Annotated in this window: 19 protein-coding genes; 9 read left to right on the top strand and 10 right to left on the bottom strand. The window is 56.3% G+C overall.

Features of this window, described 5'->3' with window-relative positions; all coding sequences use genetic code 11:
- Positions 1 to 265 precede the first annotated feature (265 nt).
- The 3 genes from ACXAG1_RS14480 to ACXAG1_RS14470 form a co-directional block, all read right to left on the bottom strand.
- Positions 266 to 646 carry an RNA-binding S4 domain-containing protein gene (locus ACXAG1_RS14480; protein ID WP_231759125.1) on the bottom strand — a complete coding sequence of 127 codons (381 nt, stop codon included), beginning with the start codon at positions 644 to 646 and terminating at the stop codon, positions 266 to 268.
- A gap of 208 nt (positions 647 to 854) precedes the next feature.
- Complete coding sequence (yrfG, locus tag ACXAG1_RS14475; RefSeq protein ID WP_475120083.1) at positions 855 to 1,511, bottom strand: GMP/IMP nucleotidase; 657 nt, start codon at positions 1,509 to 1,511, stop codon at positions 855 to 857.
- Between the two features lie 61 nt (positions 1,512 to 1,572).
- A complete protein-coding gene (locus tag ACXAG1_RS14470; RefSeq protein ID WP_475091142.1) occupies positions 1,573 to 2,259 on the bottom strand; it encodes a lysoplasmalogenase in 687 nt (228 codons plus the stop codon).
- Between the two features lie 172 nt (positions 2,260 to 2,431).
- Here ACXAG1_RS14470 and cysK point away from each other — a divergent pair, with 172 nt between their 5' ends.
- From cysK to ACXAG1_RS14445, 5 genes are all read left to right on the top strand, one after another.
- On the top strand, positions 2,432 to 3,349 hold the full coding sequence (gene cysK, locus ACXAG1_RS14465) for a cysteine synthase A (RefSeq protein ID WP_475120082.1): 918 nt from the start codon (positions 2,432 to 2,434) through the stop codon (positions 3,347 to 3,349).
- 280 nt (positions 3,350 to 3,629) lie between these two features.
- Complete coding sequence (gene cysQ / locus ACXAG1_RS14460) at positions 3,630 to 4,466, top strand: 3'(2'),5'-bisphosphate nucleotidase CysQ (RefSeq protein ID WP_475091140.1); 837 nt, start codon at positions 3,630 to 3,632, stop codon at positions 4,464 to 4,466.
- A gap of 187 nt (positions 4,467 to 4,653) precedes the next feature.
- The gene (locus ACXAG1_RS14455) at positions 4,654 to 4,860 is read left to right on the top strand and encodes a hypothetical protein (RefSeq protein WP_475120081.1); all 207 of its coding nucleotides are present in this window, start codon (positions 4,654 to 4,656) and stop codon (positions 4,858 to 4,860) included.
- Positions 4,861 to 5,018: 158 nt separating this feature from the next.
- Positions 5,019 to 5,294: a type II toxin-antitoxin system HicB family antitoxin gene (locus ACXAG1_RS14450; protein WP_475120080.1), complete on the top strand. Its 276-nt coding sequence runs from the start codon at positions 5,019 to 5,021 to the stop codon at positions 5,292 to 5,294.
- 91 nt (positions 5,295 to 5,385) lie between these two features.
- Positions 5,386 to 5,982 carry an outer membrane protein gene (locus ACXAG1_RS14445; protein WP_475091137.1) on the top strand — a complete coding sequence of 199 codons (597 nt, stop codon included), beginning with the start codon at positions 5,386 to 5,388 and terminating at the stop codon, positions 5,980 to 5,982.
- A gap of 60 nt (positions 5,983 to 6,042) precedes the next feature.
- Here ACXAG1_RS14445 and ACXAG1_RS14440 read toward each other — a convergent pair whose 3' ends face one another.
- Entirely contained in the window at positions 6,043 to 7,143 is a 1,101-nt protein-coding gene (locus tag ACXAG1_RS14440) for a hypothetical protein (protein WP_475091136.1), read from the bottom strand.
- 305 nt (positions 7,144 to 7,448) lie between these two features.
- Between ACXAG1_RS14440 and ACXAG1_RS14435 the strand changes: the two genes are divergently transcribed.
- Genes ACXAG1_RS14435 through ACXAG1_RS14420 form a run of 4 tightly spaced genes read left to right on the top strand, consistent with a single transcriptional unit; the run spans position 7,449 to position 10,990 of the window.
- Positions 7,449 to 8,849, top strand: coding sequence for a YjgN family protein (locus ACXAG1_RS14435; RefSeq protein WP_475120079.1), 1,401 nt, complete (start codon positions 7,449 to 7,451; stop codon positions 8,847 to 8,849).
- A 14-nt stretch (positions 8,850 to 8,863) separates the two neighbouring features.
- A complete protein-coding gene (locus ACXAG1_RS14430; RefSeq protein ID WP_475091134.1) occupies positions 8,864 to 9,949 on the top strand; it encodes a M48 family metallopeptidase in 1,086 nt (361 codons plus the stop codon).
- 22 nt (positions 9,950 to 9,971) lie between these two features.
- Positions 9,972 to 10,598, top strand: coding sequence for a DUF2939 domain-containing protein (locus ACXAG1_RS14425; protein WP_475091133.1), 627 nt, complete (start codon positions 9,972 to 9,974; stop codon positions 10,596 to 10,598).
- Between the two features lie 2 nt (positions 10,599 to 10,600).
- The gene (locus ACXAG1_RS14420; RefSeq protein WP_475091132.1) at positions 10,601 to 10,990 is read left to right on the top strand and encodes a DUF2237 family protein; all 390 of its coding nucleotides are present in this window, start codon (positions 10,601 to 10,603) and stop codon (positions 10,988 to 10,990) included.
- Between the two features lie 281 nt (positions 10,991 to 11,271).
- On the opposite strand, the gene ACXAG1_RS14415 is transcribed toward ACXAG1_RS14420, so the two are convergent.
- The 6 genes from ACXAG1_RS14415 to ACXAG1_RS14390 all read right to left on the bottom strand — a co-directional run bounded on the left by ACXAG1_RS14415 (position 11,272) and on the right by ACXAG1_RS14390 (position 16,202).
- The gene (locus ACXAG1_RS14415) at positions 11,272 to 12,066 is read right to left on the bottom strand and encodes a response regulator transcription factor (RefSeq protein WP_475091131.1); all 795 of its coding nucleotides are present in this window, start codon (positions 12,064 to 12,066) and stop codon (positions 11,272 to 11,274) included.
- Positions 12,067 to 12,270: 204 nt separating this feature from the next.
- Entirely contained in the window at positions 12,271 to 13,068 is a 798-nt protein-coding gene (locus tag ACXAG1_RS14410) for a LuxR C-terminal-related transcriptional regulator (RefSeq protein WP_475091130.1), read from the bottom strand.
- 269 nt (positions 13,069 to 13,337) lie between these two features.
- On the bottom strand, positions 13,338 to 14,357 hold the full coding sequence (locus ACXAG1_RS14405; RefSeq protein WP_475091129.1) for an AgmX/PglI C-terminal domain-containing protein: 1,020 nt from the start codon (positions 14,355 to 14,357) through the stop codon (positions 13,338 to 13,340).
- A gap of 13 nt (positions 14,358 to 14,370) precedes the next feature.
- Positions 14,371 to 14,892, bottom strand: coding sequence for an ExbD/TolR family protein (locus ACXAG1_RS14400; RefSeq protein WP_475091128.1), 522 nt, complete (start codon positions 14,890 to 14,892; stop codon positions 14,371 to 14,373).
- A complete protein-coding gene (locus ACXAG1_RS14395; RefSeq protein WP_475120078.1) occupies positions 14,889 to 15,458 on the bottom strand; it encodes an ExbD/TolR family protein in 570 nt (189 codons plus the stop codon). Before ACXAG1_RS14395 ends, ACXAG1_RS14400 begins: the two co-directional genes overlap by 4 nt.
- A 54-nt stretch (positions 15,459 to 15,512) precedes the next feature.
- Complete coding sequence (locus ACXAG1_RS14390) at positions 15,513 to 16,202, bottom strand: MotA/TolQ/ExbB proton channel family protein (protein ID WP_475091126.1); 690 nt, start codon at positions 16,200 to 16,202, stop codon at positions 15,513 to 15,515.
- Between the last annotated feature and the right edge of the window lie 12 nt (positions 16,203 to 16,214).

Raw genomic sequence — 16,214 nt, 5'->3', positions numbered from 1 at the left:
GATTGTGGGGTGGGTCTTGTGGGCTGGGAGGTGGGTAGAAGAGACGGTTTCAGGACCGCTGGGAATACATCCCTGTACGTTGCGTCGGCGGCGTCCATGCCGCCGACGCTCCTGAAAAGGGTCACCCGGCACCTGGCCTTAGCATTTAGCTTCTGCACTTCGTAGCGCTGGATCCCGGATCGAGTCCGGGATGACGGCGTATGGTGAAATCTTCATCGTCATGCCGGGCTTGACCCGGCATCCAGTGGGGGTGGCAGGGAGTGTATTAGTCTTGCGACTCTCGCAGGAATCGATGAATCTGCCGACGCTGTTTCTTGTTCGGTCGCTCGTGGGAAATATTTGCGTTGCTCGCCTTGCGATCCGCTGCGAACTGCTCGCGCTTGGCAATACTGTCTTCGGTTTCCCGATACAACGTCTGTGCGATATCCGCACCACGGCGCTGGTCGGAAAGTACAAGCACTTCCACCACTTTTTCATCCCAACCTTGGCGAATGGTCAGCAGTGTGCCGGTAGTAATTTCCTTACTGGCTTTCACCCGCTGCCCTTCCGCATGCACCTTGCCGCCTTCGATGGCCTGTTTGGCAATACTGCGGGTCTTAAAAAATCGCGCGGCCCAGAGCCACTTATCGATACGTACTTTTTCCATCAGGCTAAAACTGAACCCATTCAGAGCGAATAACGCTACGAAGTAAAAATATTCGATTGAAGGCGGAGCGTCGGGTGCGGGTTTTCAGGAGCGTGAGCGACAGGGACGTCGCTCACGCAGCTTACAGGGATGTACTTGTAGCGGTCCTGAAAACCCGCACCCGATGTTCCGCCGCCACAAAAGGTCAAGACGGAGCTGTCACGAAGATTCAGCGGGCCACTAAAATTTCATCAAAATCATGAATCGCCGGAAACTCGGTAATTTCCCGGACCGGGCTCTTGCTATCGGGCTGGCGGATACACAGCAGATGTTCGATGCCATATTCCTGCGCCGCACCCAACACATGCAGATTGTCATCCACAAACAGCGTACGCGCCGGGTCAAACGGCTGGCGCTCCTGGAGCGAATGCCAGAACAGCGTGCTCTCCTTCGCGTGGCCCAGATCGTGGGAGGAAACAATCTCATCCAGCCACTGATCAATCCCGGTAATTTCCAGCTTGTGGCTCAACCCATCTGGGTGCGCATTGGTCACCAGCAGCGCGCGTTTTTTCATTTCTCTCAGGCTGCGCAGGAAATTGTCCGTGTGCGGGCGCAGCGCAATGCGGTCCTCGATCTCCCGGTAGATCGCCGGCACATCCAGCTTCAACACATCCGACCAATACCGCAGGCAATACCAGTCCAGGGTGCCGCGTAACTCATCGGTCATACGGATCACCAGCTGCTGCGCCTCAACCACAGAGATACCGTTTGCCGCCGCATAGCGCAGGGGCAAATGTTCCATCCAGAAGTGATTGTCGTAATGCAGATCCAGCAGGGTGCCGTCCATATCCAGCAGCACCGTATCGATCCGGCTCCAGTCCAGCATAACTACCTATTCCGCGGGCCCTGGCCCGCAGTTGCACAAAAAATGGTCGCCCATTATGCCCTCAAGCCTCTCTGGCCGCCAAATCCGCGCGAATCAGGCCGATCACCAGCAGCGCCTGAGCGGCATAGTAGGTCAGCATGATCCAGGTGCCAGACAGCGGAATCGGGTCCACAAAGCGGTTCAGCGCGATCAACGCATCGGAGACCATAAAGGTGACCGCGCCGGCAAACAGCAGCGAGGAACCGCTGCGATGGGCTGCGGCAGACAGCGCCATAAACACGATCGCCACAATGTAAAACGCGACCGGCAACGCCAGTGCGCCGGCACTGGGCAGTACCTGTCGGGCCAGCAGCAGCGCCGCGATCACAATCGCAGTGCCGCGCAGGGCGAAGCGGCGGCTACCCAGTTGGAGGTTGCGCAGGAAGTTGCCGGCGTAGGTGAGCTGGGCCAGCAGGAAGGCGCCCAGGCCGAACACGAAGTGGTTGTGGAAGGGAATGGCCAGCAGTACATCCCCGGTGGCGGACAGGCCAAGAGCGACCAGTGCGAGCAATCGGGTCGTGCCGCCGAGCGAGGTCGCAGCCAACCAGAAGAGCGCGCCAATGGGCACGATTTTCAGTGCCGCCATCCACAGGGCGCTTGTGCCCAGTGCATCCAGGGTCATATACACCAGGGCACCGAGGGCAAGCAGGGCCAGCGGTGCCTGCTGCGAGCGGTTTACGGGGCGGGTTTCCATCGCTAACGTCGTCATGTTTTTATCCATCTTTTTATATTTGCTGCTTTGGGGGGTATTCTTGCCCGAGTATTCGCGAAAGTGCCGCGCCGTACAATTGCGCGCCGGGTGACATTTTCGACCACCCATTCCGTATCCTGATATCAGGTTTTAAACACGCCATCCCTTTTGTCCATTCAAGGAGCGACAGATGAAGGCCAATAACATCCTCGAAACCATCGGCAATACGCCCCACGTACGTATCAACAACCTCTTCCGCGACGATATCGAGGTGTGGATGAAGGTGGAGCGTTTCAATCCGGGCAGCAGTATCAAGGACCGGATTGCTCTGGGGATGATTGAGGATGCGGAGAAATCGGGCGCGCTGAAGCCCGGCGGGGTGATTGTTGAGCCGACCTCCGGCAATACGGGTATCGGTCTGGCTATGGTGGCGGCGGTGAAGGGTTACCGCCTGATCCTGACCATGCCGGAGTCGATGTCGGTGGAGCGGCGCAAGATCATGAAGGCACTGGGGGCGGAGTTGGTGCTTACCCCGAAAGAGAACGGCATGCCGGGGGCGATCGCGAAGGCAGAGGAGATTCTGGCGCAGCACGAGAACAGCTGGATGCCGCAGCAGTTTATCAATCCGGCGAATGTGACGGCGCACAAGAACACGACGGCCCAAGAGATTCTGGCGGACTTTTCGGAGGGGCTGGACTATCTGATTACCGGTGTGGGTACCGGTGGGCATATCACGGGTTGTGGTGAGGTGTTGAAAGAGTCGATGCCGAATCTGCAGGTGCTGGCGGTGGAGCCGGAGAAGTCGCAGGTGATTGCGGGCAAGGAGAAAGGTATGCACCGGCTGCAAGGCATTGGTGCGGGCTTTGTGCCGGAGGTGCTGAACAAGGCGATGCTGGATGGGACGATTCCGGTGTCTGAAGAAGACAGTTTTGAGATGGCGCGTCAGTGTGCGTTGAAGGAGGGTATCTTTATCGGGATTTCTTCCGGGGCGTCGCTGGCGGCGTTGAAGCAGAAGGAGCAGGAGTTGGCCCCGGGCAGCCGGGTACTTGTGTTCAGCTATGATACCGGTGAGCGCTACCTGTCTATCGAAGACCTCTTTTCCGCGTAAATTACCCTCCCTTCTGGCCTGGCGGGATCAATCCCCAAATCCCGCCCGGGCCTGCGTATAATCTCGCCTTTCTTTTTTTCGGGTCGTCGGCCACTTGAGTGGCGGTGGCGCTACCGGGTACAGCCTTGCGATACACGACCTAGGCGGCCCCCCCGTGAATCCATCCATGGGGGCTCTTCTGCGAGGTCCCTCTCGCAGAAGGTCTCGCAAGGCTGTACCCGGTATCACCACCTTCTCGTCGACCCAAGTTGTATTCGAATAAAACTGTATCGGGGGAATCATGGAAAACGTAGTAAGCAGGGAACTGCTGGATCAGGTCATCGCCATTTCAGCGGAGGCGGGCGAGGCGATTCTGGAGGTGTACAACGCCAGTGGTGAGCTGGAGGTGGATACCAAGTCCGATGATTCTCCGGTAACCGCCGCGGACCTGGCGGCGCACAAGATTCTGGAGCCGGCGCTGGCGAAGCTGCTGGACGGGGTGCCAGTGCTGTCTGAGGAGGGCGAAATGCCTTCTTACGATGTGCGCGGTCAGTGGGATCGCTACTGGATTATCGACCCACTGGATGGCACCAAGGAGTTTATCCGCCGCAACGGTGAGTTCACGGTGAATGTGGCGCTGATTGAGAACGGTGAGCCGGTGCTGGGGGTGGTGCATGTGCCGGTGCTGGATATTACCTATGCGGGCGCGAAGTCCCTGGGGGCGATCAAGCGCGATGCGTCTGGTGAGAAGACGATTTCTGTGCGGGCGATGCAGCCGCGTCTGGAAGCGAAGCAGCCGATCGAGGTGGTGGCGAGCCGCAGTCACGGTGCTGGTGCGGTGGATGCGCTGTTGGAGCGTATTGAGGGCACCTTGGGTGAGACCGGGCTTAAGAATATGGGCAGCTCGCTGAAGCTTTGTCTGGTGGCAGAAGGTGCGGCGGATCTGTATCCGCGTCTGGCGCTGACCTGCGAGTGGGATACGGCGGCGGCGCAGGCGGTGGTGGAAGCCGCTGGGGGTGTAGTGGTGGACGACAAGTTCGAGTTGCTGCGCTACAACCAGAAAGATGAGCTGCTGAACCCGTTCTTTTATGTGATTGGCGACCGGTCCTTTGACTGGAAGGCGCTTCTGCTGGGCTAAGGCTCTCTTTTTTGGGCTAAATTGCCCCGCAGATAGTTGCTCCGGTGAAATCTGCAAAACTGGTCTAGGCTTTACCGTATACCCGCCCGTCGCCGTTGCTTTTAACGTCAGCAACTGGCGGTGGCCGGCTCCATCCACCTGCTCCATCCGTCTGCTTCATTCGAAACGGGGATAGGGAGGTAAAGCTATGACCAGTGCCCGCGCTGCCCATGTGAACATCAATGAAACCGAAACCCGCTATTTGCGTCAGCGTCTGCAAGTAGAGATTACCTGGCTGTCGCGCCAGATGCAGGACCTGCACGGTTCAGACCAGTTGCCAGACCATTCGCTGCGACAAACCTACCGGGAAATGATCTTTTCCCGTCGAGCGCTTCTTGGGCGCATACCTCGTTAATTTCGTTTTCCGCAGGAAAATATTTCTATTGCGGTGATTATTTCCGCAATTTTTGACGCGTGCGTCGCGCATTTTTTTCTTTGCCGAGAATTTTTTTCACGTTCGAACAATTGGGTCTACGCTTGGTGGGATAAAAGTTAACTTAAAAGAGAAAGCCCATGCGTTATCCGGTTGTGGTACACAATATTGAATTTGCCGGTTACGGTGCCATTGCGCCCGACCTGCCCCACTGCCACTGCCACGGAGAAACACTGGAAGCCGCACTGCAGAAAATGGCGGAAACGATTGCCGGCCGGCTCGACGAAATTCAGGACGCGGGTGGCACGCCACCGGAACCCGGTGACCTGGAAAAGCTGCGGAATAATCCTGCCTTCGCCGGTGGCGTATGGGCCATTATCGATATCGAACAGAACGCCTTCAGCCCCCGTTCCTGAAACGCAAGCAATCAAAACACGGATTTTAGTAAGCATGCGCTGATACCGTTGGCAAACCGGTTTCTGCGCGGTTAAACAGGGAAGTCAAATAATGAAAGCACTGGTATTTGCTCTCGCTTTGTTCGCCTCCGCTCTGGCCTCCAGCAGTGCGCTGGCGCAGTGGAACAATCCCATCGATGGATACTGTAACGGTGAATACCACATTGTTGGCACCGTGGGTCTTGGTGTGGGTGAACTGCAAATCAACGATGAGCAGGACTTTGCCGGGTACGCCAGTATCGGTGTAACCCCGGACGCGGGTATCTGGCAGGTGGAGCTGCGCTATACGGGCTTTGATGACGGCAGCGTTTCGGTGGATCAGTGGGGTATCGGCGCCAAGGTAGATTTCACCGTAAGCTGCGATGTGCAGTGTCTCTACTGGATGGTCGGCTGGAACTACGGTGAATTTGATGTGGATACCATCGAGCGCCGCGGATTGATCTACGACCTCGACGGTAGCGCCGACGATAACTACTGGAATGCCGGTGTTGGATACCGCTACAACTGGACCAAGGACTTCGATACATCCATCGAGTACAACTACAACGATGTCGACACCAAGTTTTATTATTACGATGGTGTCGACGATGTGCGCTTTGATCTCGGGCACCTGCGCACACTCACGGTCAACTTCAGTTATCGCTTCTGAGCGCAATCATCTGAAAGCGGGCCCGATGGCAAGAGCATCGGGCAGCCCCTTCTCAAATCTTTAAAGTGCGTAAGACAGGCTCATATTGAGACCGTCATCGCGTCCCAGCTGGTATCCGTTGTAGTGCGCGGATACACTGCTGGTCCATTCCAGCCCCAGTCGCACACCGGCAAATGGCCCTGACTGTGGCACCAGGTTTGCGCCCACGGCCGCATCCACAAACTCTCCCCCGTAATTTTCCTGCAAGTCCGACGGACTGGCGTGATTGTGGGGGCCGTTGTAGTGGCCGTTGATGTCGTGCTGTTTGGTGTAACCCAGTCGCGCGGATACGCTCACCCAGTCAGCTACACGATAGGCCCCCCAGGCGGTAGCGCCATAGCGTTCGCCGAAGCTGAAGCCGGAATCGTTTTCGTCCTGCATGGGCAGGCGTGCAGTGGCCTGAGCCCCCCAGCTGAGCTGCTCGTGCCCACTGGTGTACGTTACCGAGGGCATCAGGTCCCAGGTGCCGGTACCCAGTTGCATACCGTAGTGTACAAAGGTGCCGTCGGCGTTTTTCAGATCGACATCGCCGGTGGGCGCGCTGACCCCCAGCGTACCGTGAAGCTTGTAGCCGCGGTTATCCACAAGGCGGAACAGACCCGCGACCACCGTGTCTCCGGTACCGCTGGTTCCGTGGCTGTGACTGCCGTGCATGCCCATGTCGTGGCCCATGCCATCTCCATCCATCCCACTCATTTCACCCATGCCGCCCATATGATGGTCGTGGCCTGCACCGGTCATCGACATGGTCATATCCATAGACATGGTCTGGGGCATAAACATCAGGGTCAGGTTATCGCTGACCGCATACATGATGTCGAGCATATGCATTTCCATCGCCATGCCGGTGGGCACCATGGAGTAGCCTGCGTGGCCTGCCGCCGCGGCAGTGGTTTTTTGGGAGCCGGAATACAGATCGGAGTAGTCCTCGCGCATGTAGCGGTACCCGAACATCCACTCCCCCTGCTGGTGCAGGTGATCTGCCATTACCCCCGCCGGCGCGTGGCTTTCAGGCAGGTACGCTGGTGTCGCCGTGTCATGGCTCAGTGCAGGCATACTCCCGCTGGCGAGCGCGAGAACTAGTGGTGCAGAGTAAGTGAGAAGCTTCCCATGGCGATTCATTGCTGATTCCTTGTTATGCAAGCTTTGCCACGCGGTCGACAGACCGAGCGGGCGTTGATGGTCGTATTAGCGGTTCTGCCCAGTACCCAGTACCCAGTACCCAGTACCCAGTACCCAGTAGCACAGGCTACCAGTGCCCCAAACAGACGAAAGCGAGTGCGACGAAATGCCCCACCCTCTCCGGCCGCGGCAGGCTTGGGCCGAAGGATGACCCTCACACCGCCGCCCAATAGGTGACCCTGATCACTTGTGGCATCATTGAAGGGCGAATGCAGAAAACAAAAGAATCGAACAAGGAATGATCAGTGAACGATAAATACAATATTGAAATTACCGGTGAAGCGGTTGGGGGGAAAAGCCAGCACGAAGCCGTTGCGGCGCTGGCCCGTTACGCGGGCATTAGTGAAGAGCGCGCGCAGCAGATGTTTGCCAGTGCGCCAACCGTGGTGAAGCGCGATATTCCCGAAGACCTCGCCCAGCGCTACGAGCGCAAGCTGGCGGATCTCGGTATCGGTGCGCGGCGTGCCGTTGCCAGTGTGCGCGAAGAGGCATTGGCACTGGAGCCGATGGAAGCCGGCGAAGATTCGTCCGAAGAGGTAACCAGTGCGGCATCATCGACCCCTACAGAGCGCCAGTCCGTGGATGCTCCGTCACCACAGGCCAGCCAGGTACCACCCGGCGGTGGCAGCGCGGGTGGCGAAACGGAAGGCAAGCGTCATATCGGATTTGTGTTTTCCGGAAACGGGTACGAATACTTCAAGATCTGGATTGTGAATATCCTGTTGACCATCGTGACCCTGGGCCTCTATGCACCCTGGGCCAAGGTGCGAAATGCGCAGTATTTTTATGGCAACACCAGCCTGGACAACGCCAGCTTCGCGTTTACCGCGGATCCAAAGAAAATGCTTATCGGCCGCCTGATTGCCCTTGGGTTGTTGCTGGCTTTAACGGCGATTTATAACTTCTCGCCAATGACGGGTATTCTGTTGAGCATTGGTTTGATTTTTGTTTTCCCCTGGGTGTTGAATCGCACCTTTGCGTTCTATGCCCGCAACAGTACCTACCGCAATATCCGCTTCCGGTTTGTGGGCCGCTACACCGATGCGCTAATAAATTTTCTCGGCTGGCCAATCCTGGCTTCGCTGAGCCTCGGTCTGCTGTCACCGTTTATGCTCTATAAACAGAAGCAGTATGTGATTGATAACCACCGCTACGGCAACAAGAGCTTTGCGTTCCGTGCCAAGGTCGGAGATTTCTACGGACTGGTGTTTATCGCTATCGGCATTGGTCTGGCAGGGCTGATTGCCGGTTCCTTGGTGGGGGTGGTCTTGGCGCTGATCTATACGCCGCTGGGTGTTCTTTCCGGTGTTGCTGCCCTGGCTGGTTACGCGGCGGGTATCCTGTACTTCGTCACCAACATGCAGAACCTGATTTTCAACAACACCAGCCTGGCGGATAACGATTTCAAGGCCCGTTACCAGATGAAGTCTTTCGGATTGCTGATGGTGACCAACTTCCTGTTGACCGTGGTCACTCTCGGGCTGTTTATTCCCTGGGCCAAGGTGCGTGTTGCACATTATGCCGCCGAGCACACCGCAGTGGATGTAGCTCAGGACCTGGATAAGTTCGCAGCGATCAGCCAGCCGGATGAATCCGCCTTTGGTGAAGAGTTCGGTGATGTGTTTGATATGGAAGTGGGCATCTAAGAAATCCGTATACCATGCAATACATCATCAAAGGAAAATGGCAGGACGGCGCGACCAGCGCCGTTGTGCCTGCAGAGTTGCGTTGCCTGGAAGGACGGGTATACCTGTGTGTGGATGGGCGGGAAATCCTGCGCGCACCCCACAGCCAGCTGAAGTTGTCCGCCAGGCTCGGGCGCACACCGCGATACCTTCATTTTGCCGATCAAGCCGGCCAGTTTGAAAGCGATGACCATGAACACCTTGACCGCCTGAGCGGTGACCTGGGTGGCCGTGGATTTGCACTTATTCACCGTCTGGAAAACAGTCTCGGCATGGTGCTCATGGCCACGGTGGTGGTGGCGGCACTGATCTGGGGCTATTTTGTCTGGGGCGTGCCGGTCGGCAGCAAGGTACTGGCCGAGCGGATGCCTGCGGATCTGCTGGATCGATCCGCACAGGAAACCCTGTTATTCCTCGAGAAATTTCAATTCGAGGAAACCGCGTTAAGCCTCGAGCGGCAGCAGGAAATCCGTGACACTTTCCAGGCGTTTGCGCCGGAATACCAGATTGAGAAACTGCGCTTCTATCGCGGTGGAGACCAGGGGGCGAATGCTTTTGCCTTGCCGGATGGCACGATTATTTTTACCGATGAAATTATCGCACTGGCAGATACCGATGAAGAGTTGCTGGCGGTATTCGGCCATGAACTTGGCCATGTTGCGCACCGTCATTCACTGCGCCATGTGATACAGGGGTCGGCCCTTTCCCTGACGCTGGCCCTGATTACCGGAGAGGTCTCCGCACTGGGTGACTTGCTATTGACCGCACCGGTGGTATTTAGCCAGCTATCCTACTCGCGACAGTTTGAGCTGGAGTCAGATGATTACGCGGTACGTATGCTGCGTGAGCGTGGTCACTCCGCCGACGCCCTCGCGGATATGCTGACCAAGCTCTATCTCAGTAAGCACTGCGAAACCGATAGCACCTGTGACATTACTGATGACGAAACCGCAGGTGGCAATGCCGACACTGCAAGGGATCAGGAAGCCAACTGGTTAAAATACCTCAGTACGCATCCCCATCTTGAAGAGCGTATCGCGCTCACCCGTGACCGAGAATAGATACCGGAAAAGAGATGTACTCATGAGCGCAAAATGGTTACTGCGGTTCGGGTTGGTACTGCTCCTCCTGATCATGGCATACGCGGCACTGCCGTGGTATTCCGCCCGCCAGCTCATTGAGGCTGCCCAGCACAACGATGCCGCCAGGCTGGAGCGCTACGTGGATTTCCCCCAGCTGCGCAGTAATATTCGCCGGCGTCTTCAGGAAGAAATGCACCGTTCCATGGGTGGTGATTTACCTCCGGAGCTCGGAGACTTGTTCAATGCGGGTGCCGACCTGTTTCTCGGCCCATTACTGGAGCGCCTGATCAGCCCGCAGGGGATTACCCAGTTGATTCAGGGGCAGCGAGATTGGCGGGAGTTAGAGCGAGAGTTAAGTAATCTCGGAACCGGGCAGCGGCGTCAGGGCCCTGACGAAAATGACACCTCGCGGCACTCCGGGGACGCGAACTCCGAAAGTGGAAGTGGCACCGATCACGATCATCACTGGCAGCTTGAGCACTGGTACTTTGTCGGTCACAGTACAGTGGAAGTTATGTGTGGCAACCGTGAAGATAAAGAGCTGGTACAACTGCGGTTGCAGCGCAAAGGCCTGCGCTGGCAGCTGGTGGATATCCGACAGTTAGACGAACTTTCCGGGGAAGAATAAACATGGCCCTAACCCTGCAAATGCACGAGTCACTGAACGTGTTTGGAGACCCGCTGATTCCCTGTAGTACAGACCCCCTGACCGGTTTTTTCCGCGACGGTTGTTGCAATACCAACGATCAGGATATCGGCTCACACACCGTGTGTGTGGAAGTAACCCGGGATTTCCTGAAGTTTTCCGCAGAGCGCGGCAATGACCTCAGCACACCGGTGGAAGAGTTTGGCTTTCCCGGATTGAACCCCGGCGATCGCTGGTGCCTGTGCGCGGCGCGCTGGCTGGAGGCGCAGAAAGTGGAAATGGCGCCGCGGGTATTCTTACAGCGCACTCACGTGCGTGCGCTGGAAATTGTGCCACTGGAAATACTGCGCCAATACGCGGCCGATTTAAACTGACTCACAGCGTTTGATTGGTCGGGAAATGGTTAGAAGGGAAGTATTACGCGGGCAGTGAAAAGTGCTCTGAAGTAAGCCGTCCAGGCTTACCCAGAGCCAGCCTTGCGGCCGCAACCAACTCACAGGATGAAAATTTGTTGGTGAGCGCGAAGTCCATATCTGGTGCGGATGTCGTTAAGATTCCGCCCTGCTCAGTGGATAGAATGCGCCTCGCGAGGTTAGTGAGCAATAGCCCATTCGGGCCAAATGACAGAGGGCTATCTACCCTTGCACACCTTCCCTTAAATCAGACCCTCACTGATACTTTTTGAAACCAGTTGGCCGGTTGTCTTGCATCCGGATTTTTTTAGAATATTTTTCCGGTGATTCTTTACTGTGTGCGGAGAAATGTTCAGCAGCCTTCCCACGTCCGCACTTGTTTTTCCATCAGCCAGCAGGCGCACGATTTCCATTTCACGCTGGGTAAACAGCGAGGGTGCCGCAATACAATTCTGCGGATTGTTCATGACATCGATATTCAGGTAGCTCTCGCCGCCAAACAGATTCAGTAGCGAGAGCTTGTAGTTGCTGGCGCTGGTGAGATGGGTGATATCGGTGTGAATACCCAGAGTGCGCGCCACGCCAAATTGCTCGTCGGTATCCAGAATAATCGCCTGGTGGTTGAACAGCCGGTAGCTGCCATCGGCCACGCGCATACGCCCGCTATAGGAAATCTTGTAGTTTTTCACCTGATCCATACCGATGTGGTTCTTCAGGATCGACAGTGCAGTCTCTTCGGCTTTGGCGGCGAAGGGAACGTCATCAGGGTGCCCTCGCTCGATTAGCGACTGCACCGTGGCAATCTTGGGGTCAACGCCCAAAATCGCTTCGATGGATGGACTCACCAGCATCGGCTTGTCGAGATTCAGAAAATCGAGGACGTAGTAATAACAGGGGCCGCTGCTGAAAGTGGTGGCAATAAACTGATCGAGTTCATAGCGTTGCTGCGCAACACCCCGTTTGGCGAAAAACCCCGGGATATTGTGCCAGGCCCGATAAATCAGGTTGTTGTCTGCTTCGATGGTCTCGAGGTCCATGGAGAATTCCCTGTTTATCATCAGCCTGGACGGTCACGCATGGAAGTTGTGATCTGCATCACGAGATGCTCATCTTTATACCAAATAAGTGGGTAGCGGCACAGATTCCGTTCGGGGCTGGCTCTAGGAATCTGTGGCTGAGCGGCCGGATTAGTTTCCAGTTTGCAACTTAATTCAGGTAATACAGCTTAGGTCGCTTATGTCCTAGATCAGTCCGTCGATAGCGCAGCTTGCCAGAAGCTGACTCATGTTCTGGCAGCCAGCCTTTTTCAAAATACGTTTGCGATGGTTTTTGATGGTGTATTCGGACAGCGATAGAGCTTCACCGATCTGTGCGCTGGTCAACCCCTTGGATACCAGTTGAATGACAGATATCTCGCGTTCGGTAAATACCGGTTTGCTCGGGCTGGTTTTTTCCGCGTGATTGTCGACTTCAATATTGAGGTAGGAAGGTTGACCGTTCATGCCGATCAACGACAGACGGTAGTTATTTTCCGAAGTGAGATGTGAGATATCCGTGTGCACATTCAGTGCTTTGCCGATTCCACCTTTGTCATCGGTATTGAGCACAATGGACTGATGATTAAACAGGCGGTACTCGCCGGTTTTTACCCGAAAGCGAAAACAGTAGGAAAATTTGTAATCGGTAATCTTGTCCATCCCGATACGCTGTTGCATGACACGTATCGCGGTGGCTTCTGCGTTGGAAACAAATGCCATGTCATCCGGATGAATCAGCGCAAGAATATCCTGGAAGGTCATTGTGGCAAGATTGAGATCGTGAATCTGTTCTACCTGTGGGCTGATGTACAGCAGTTCCAGGTCGAACAGGTCAAAAATGTAGTGGTAGTGCGGGCCGTTACTGAATACCCGGCTGACCATTTCATCTACCTGCAGTTTGGCCAGCTCGGTTTTGTTTTTCGCAAACAGCTCGTTGCGCTGGTTCCATACGCTGGTCAACATGTCGCTGTTCGGCTTCTCTTGTTTAGTTTCACTGGCCACTAGGGCGCGTCCTTTGTGATGTGTGTCTCATTTATCATGAGACACTTGTACCAGAAAGTTGTCGTATGGCGCAAATGTATTTATCTGGTGCCCCCTAAATAAGTCTGCGCAATACAGGATAGACATGAAAGGTTGTGTGGGTAATAGGGTGCGGGTGCAATAGGGCGCTGGGCCAGGCGGAATGTGAGTGAGGCTTTGCGCGAGCGGAAAATGGAGAGTGTGCTGTAGCAGCCACCACGCCGCGATGGCTGCTACAGGAGGTGTCATTATCAGGATGGCAGGAAATCGATCGAGTAATTGAGGGTCGATTTTTCCACATTGGCCGTGCCAAAGTTGATCAGGCGGATGCGCGCGAGCAGCTTGCGTTCCAGATCCTCGTCACCCAGCTCACTGCTGACCAGGCTCACCCCGGAGATAACCCCGTTGGGCTCGATCACCAGCTTTACTGTCACCTTGCCGGCCAGGGTCGGATCACGGCGCAGGGCGCGGTTATAAATCGCGAAGATAGCGCCCTTGTTGGCTTCCATAACCTGACGGATGGATTCCTCACCGCGGGTACCGCGTTCACGGCGGGCTTGCCTGCTGCTGGACTTCGCGGCCACTTCCGCTTCCGCCACTTCCACCTGGGTGGTTTGACGGCCAGACAGGGCGGAACCACCGGTGTTGCGGCTCAGCTGCCCGGTGTTGATGCCGCCACTGGCTGCCTTGGATTTATCCGTAATCAGTGAGCGGTCGATCTTCTGTGCATTGGCAGCGCCGCTGGCCAGGGAATTGGCATTGGCCACCTGGGATACGTCGAGACTATCGCGCATATCCATCAGGTCGTCCTGCAGCTGCATTAGGCCGCTGTTGGCTGCCTTTTCCCGCGCCTTGGCCACTTCTTCGGCCGGGGCCTTTTCCGTCAGCGGTTTGGGCTTGACGGTCTTGATCGGCTTGGGTTTGGGCTTTTCGATCGGCTTGGGCTCTTCCTTTTTAACCTCTTTGGGTTTTTCGATTTTCTTCTCAACCGGCTTTGGCTTGGGTTTTTCCACCGGCTTCGGCAGTTCTTTTTTCTCCAGAATCACACGCGCCAGTTGCGGCGGCAGCTGTTCTTTCTGCTCGCGGGTGAGTTCCGGAGCCGGAATAAACGTAAACAGCGCACCGAGCACCACAAACGCGGCAAAGCCGGATTTGAGGAACTTGATAAAGCGCTGGTCCTCTTCTTCCGTAGAGGCCCAGGGCAAAACCGAGTTGTAGTAGTGCCACGGCATCAGGGCCGGGCGGTTTGTGCTGGGGGAGACGGTAGTCATTCTCTGCCTCCCGTTATTGACCGGCGGCCGGAGCGGCCGGGTCTTGTGCGGATGTCTGTGTCACGGCCAGGTCGATATCCCGGTAGTCCGCTGCGGCGCAGGTGTTCATGATCTGCTTGAGCAGCGCGTAGGGCACCTCCTCGTCGCCGAGAATGGTCACCGGACGGCCCACTGCGACCTTGTCTTCCGGCAGGGGCTCGGCGCGGCTGGCGAGGTATTTCAACTCGTTCAGCAGCGGTTCGATCTGATCCTGCCCGTTGGGGATGTCCGCGACCTTGGCGATCATGCGGTTGCCCACTATCAGCTGGTCGCCATTGACCCGCACCACGGTGGTGGTTTCCGGTTTCTGGGTGGAAGTGGATTCCGGCAGGGTAATGGTTTTGTCTGTCTGCAGTACTTCCACATCCGAGGAGTTCACCAGCAGGAAAAATACCAGAATGGTGAAGATATCCATCAGTGAAACCAGGTTCAGTTTCGTTTCTTTATGCCGACGCGTCTTGCGCCCTTTCAGCTTGCCGCCGATCGTCGCTTTCATAGTCCGTTGCCTGCCAGCTGTTCATCTTGCCCCTGGCCACTCTGGGCCACGTCGTCCTGCTGTGATGAATCTCCTTGGGGCGCATCCCCCAGGGAGATCTGCGGGAACAGTTCCGCATCCACCACGGACGCCGCCACCACCGCGCGGAAGGAGCGCGCGGTATCCATGGCGCTCACCAGGGTGCGGTAGGGGGTGCCGGGTTCCGAGAGAATCACCAGGTCTTTCTTGTCGATATCCTTATCCCGCAGGGCGCGCTTGATTTCCTGCAGTACATCCGACACCAGCTTCAAGTCCGGCTTGCCGTCCCGGTTGGGAATGCGTTTTACGCGAATTCCCGCCGGATAGTTGATGTCGATGTACTCGGCGCGCAGCACCATTTCCAGTTGCCGGTTTTCTTTCTGCTCTTCCACACTGGCATCGCTCAATCCCGGAAGGTTGAGGTTCAGCACGGAGATATGGGAAAACACCATATTCAGAAGCAATACCGGGACCAGAACGGTCATCAGACTCATAAACGAGGTGATGTCCAGATCCGGATCGGTTTCCAGCCTGCGTCGGATAGCCATGGCTCTCTCTTGTTCTAGTTCTTAACGTTTACGATTGTTGCGTCTGCGGTCGCGTTAGGCCGGTGCGCCGGATTTGGCGGCGGGACGCGCTGCGGATGCTTCCGCTTTCTGACCGCGGGTCAGGGTAATCAGGTTAAGAAACTTCACTCCGGCCATTTCCAGGCTGTCGATGATCTCGTTGGTCTTGTTCTGCAGCATGGAGTACGCCAGCAGCAGTGGGATCGCGGAGATCAGACCGAAGGCGGTGGTGTTCATCGCGACAGAAATACTGGAAGACAGCATGCTGGCTTTCTCAGAAGGATCCGCATTGGCAACCGCGGTAAACGCCGCGATCAGACCGATGATGGTACCCAGCAGGCCCAGCAGTGTGGCTATGTTGGCCAGGGTGGCGAGGTAGTTGGTGCGTTTTTCCAGGCGCGGCACGGCTTCGAGGATGCTCTCCTCAATGGCCATGGCGATATTCTCGTCCTTGCGCGCGTGCTGTGCGGTGCTAATGCCGGCGGCAACGAGCTGGCCCATGGGGGCCTGTTCGTTCTGGGCGAACTTCAGCGCTGCGGCAAAGTTGCGCTGCTGCATCATTGGCAGAATCTGGCCGTAGGCGCGGCGATTGGCAAGCTTGGCGCGGGACAGGAACACCCAACGCTCTACAACCAACACCACACCGATCACCAGTACCAGTGCGATGGGATACATAAAAGTGCCGCCGTTCTGAAAGAAGCGCAGCAGTGTGTTGAAAAACTCCATGGTCAAATCTCC

The organism is Microbulbifer sp. ABE4_465 (genome assembly GCF_056160765.1).
This window is presented reverse-complemented; position numbering and strand designations above follow the sequence as displayed.

Excerpts from the sequence above, each read along its gene's own strand:
- ACXAG1_RS14480 (WP_231759125.1), bottom strand. The coding sequence starts at position 646 with ATGGAAAAAGTACGTATCGATAAGTGGCTCTGGGCCGCGCGATTTTTT.
- yrfG (WP_475120083.1), bottom strand. The coding sequence starts at position 1,511 with ATGCTGGACTGGAGCCGGATCGATACGGTGCTGCTGGATATGGACGGC.
- ACXAG1_RS14470 (WP_475091142.1), bottom strand. The coding sequence starts at position 2,259 with ATGACGACGTTAGCGATGGAAACCCGCCCCGTAAACCGCTCGCAGCAG.
- cysK (WP_475120082.1), top strand. The coding sequence starts at position 2,432 with ATGAAGGCCAATAACATCCTCGAAACCATCGGCAATACGCCCCACGTA.
- cysQ (WP_475091140.1), top strand. The coding sequence starts at position 3,630 with ATGGAAAACGTAGTAAGCAGGGAACTGCTGGATCAGGTCATCGCCATT.
- ACXAG1_RS14455 (WP_475120081.1), top strand. The coding sequence starts at position 4,654 with ATGACCAGTGCCCGCGCTGCCCATGTGAACATCAATGAAACCGAAACC.
- ACXAG1_RS14450 (WP_475120080.1), top strand. The coding sequence starts at position 5,019 with ATGCGTTATCCGGTTGTGGTACACAATATTGAATTTGCCGGTTACGGT.
- ACXAG1_RS14445 (WP_475091137.1), top strand. The coding sequence starts at position 5,386 with ATGAAAGCACTGGTATTTGCTCTCGCTTTGTTCGCCTCCGCTCTGGCC.
- ACXAG1_RS14440 (WP_475091136.1), bottom strand. The coding sequence starts at position 7,143 with ATGAATCGCCATGGGAAGCTTCTCACTTACTCTGCACCACTAGTTCTC.
- ACXAG1_RS14430 (WP_475091134.1), top strand. The coding sequence starts at position 8,864 with ATGCAATACATCATCAAAGGAAAATGGCAGGACGGCGCGACCAGCGCC.
- ACXAG1_RS14425 (WP_475091133.1), top strand. The coding sequence starts at position 9,972 with ATGAGCGCAAAATGGTTACTGCGGTTCGGGTTGGTACTGCTCCTCCTG.
- ACXAG1_RS14420 (WP_475091132.1), top strand. The coding sequence starts at position 10,601 with ATGGCCCTAACCCTGCAAATGCACGAGTCACTGAACGTGTTTGGAGAC.
- ACXAG1_RS14415 (WP_475091131.1), bottom strand. The coding sequence starts at position 12,066 with ATGGACCTCGAGACCATCGAAGCAGACAACAACCTGATTTATCGGGCC.
- ACXAG1_RS14405 (WP_475091129.1), bottom strand. The coding sequence starts at position 14,357 with ATGACTACCGTCTCCCCCAGCACAAACCGCCCGGCCCTGATGCCGTGG.
- ACXAG1_RS14400 (WP_475091128.1), bottom strand. The coding sequence starts at position 14,892 with ATGAAAGCGACGATCGGCGGCAAGCTGAAAGGGCGCAAGACGCGTCGG.
- ACXAG1_RS14395 (WP_475120078.1), bottom strand. The coding sequence starts at position 15,458 with ATGGCTATCCGACGCAGGCTGGAAACCGATCCGGATCTGGACATCACC.
- ACXAG1_RS14390 (WP_475091126.1), bottom strand. The coding sequence starts at position 16,202 with ATGGAGTTTTTCAACACACTGCTGCGCTTCTTTCAGAACGGCGGCACT.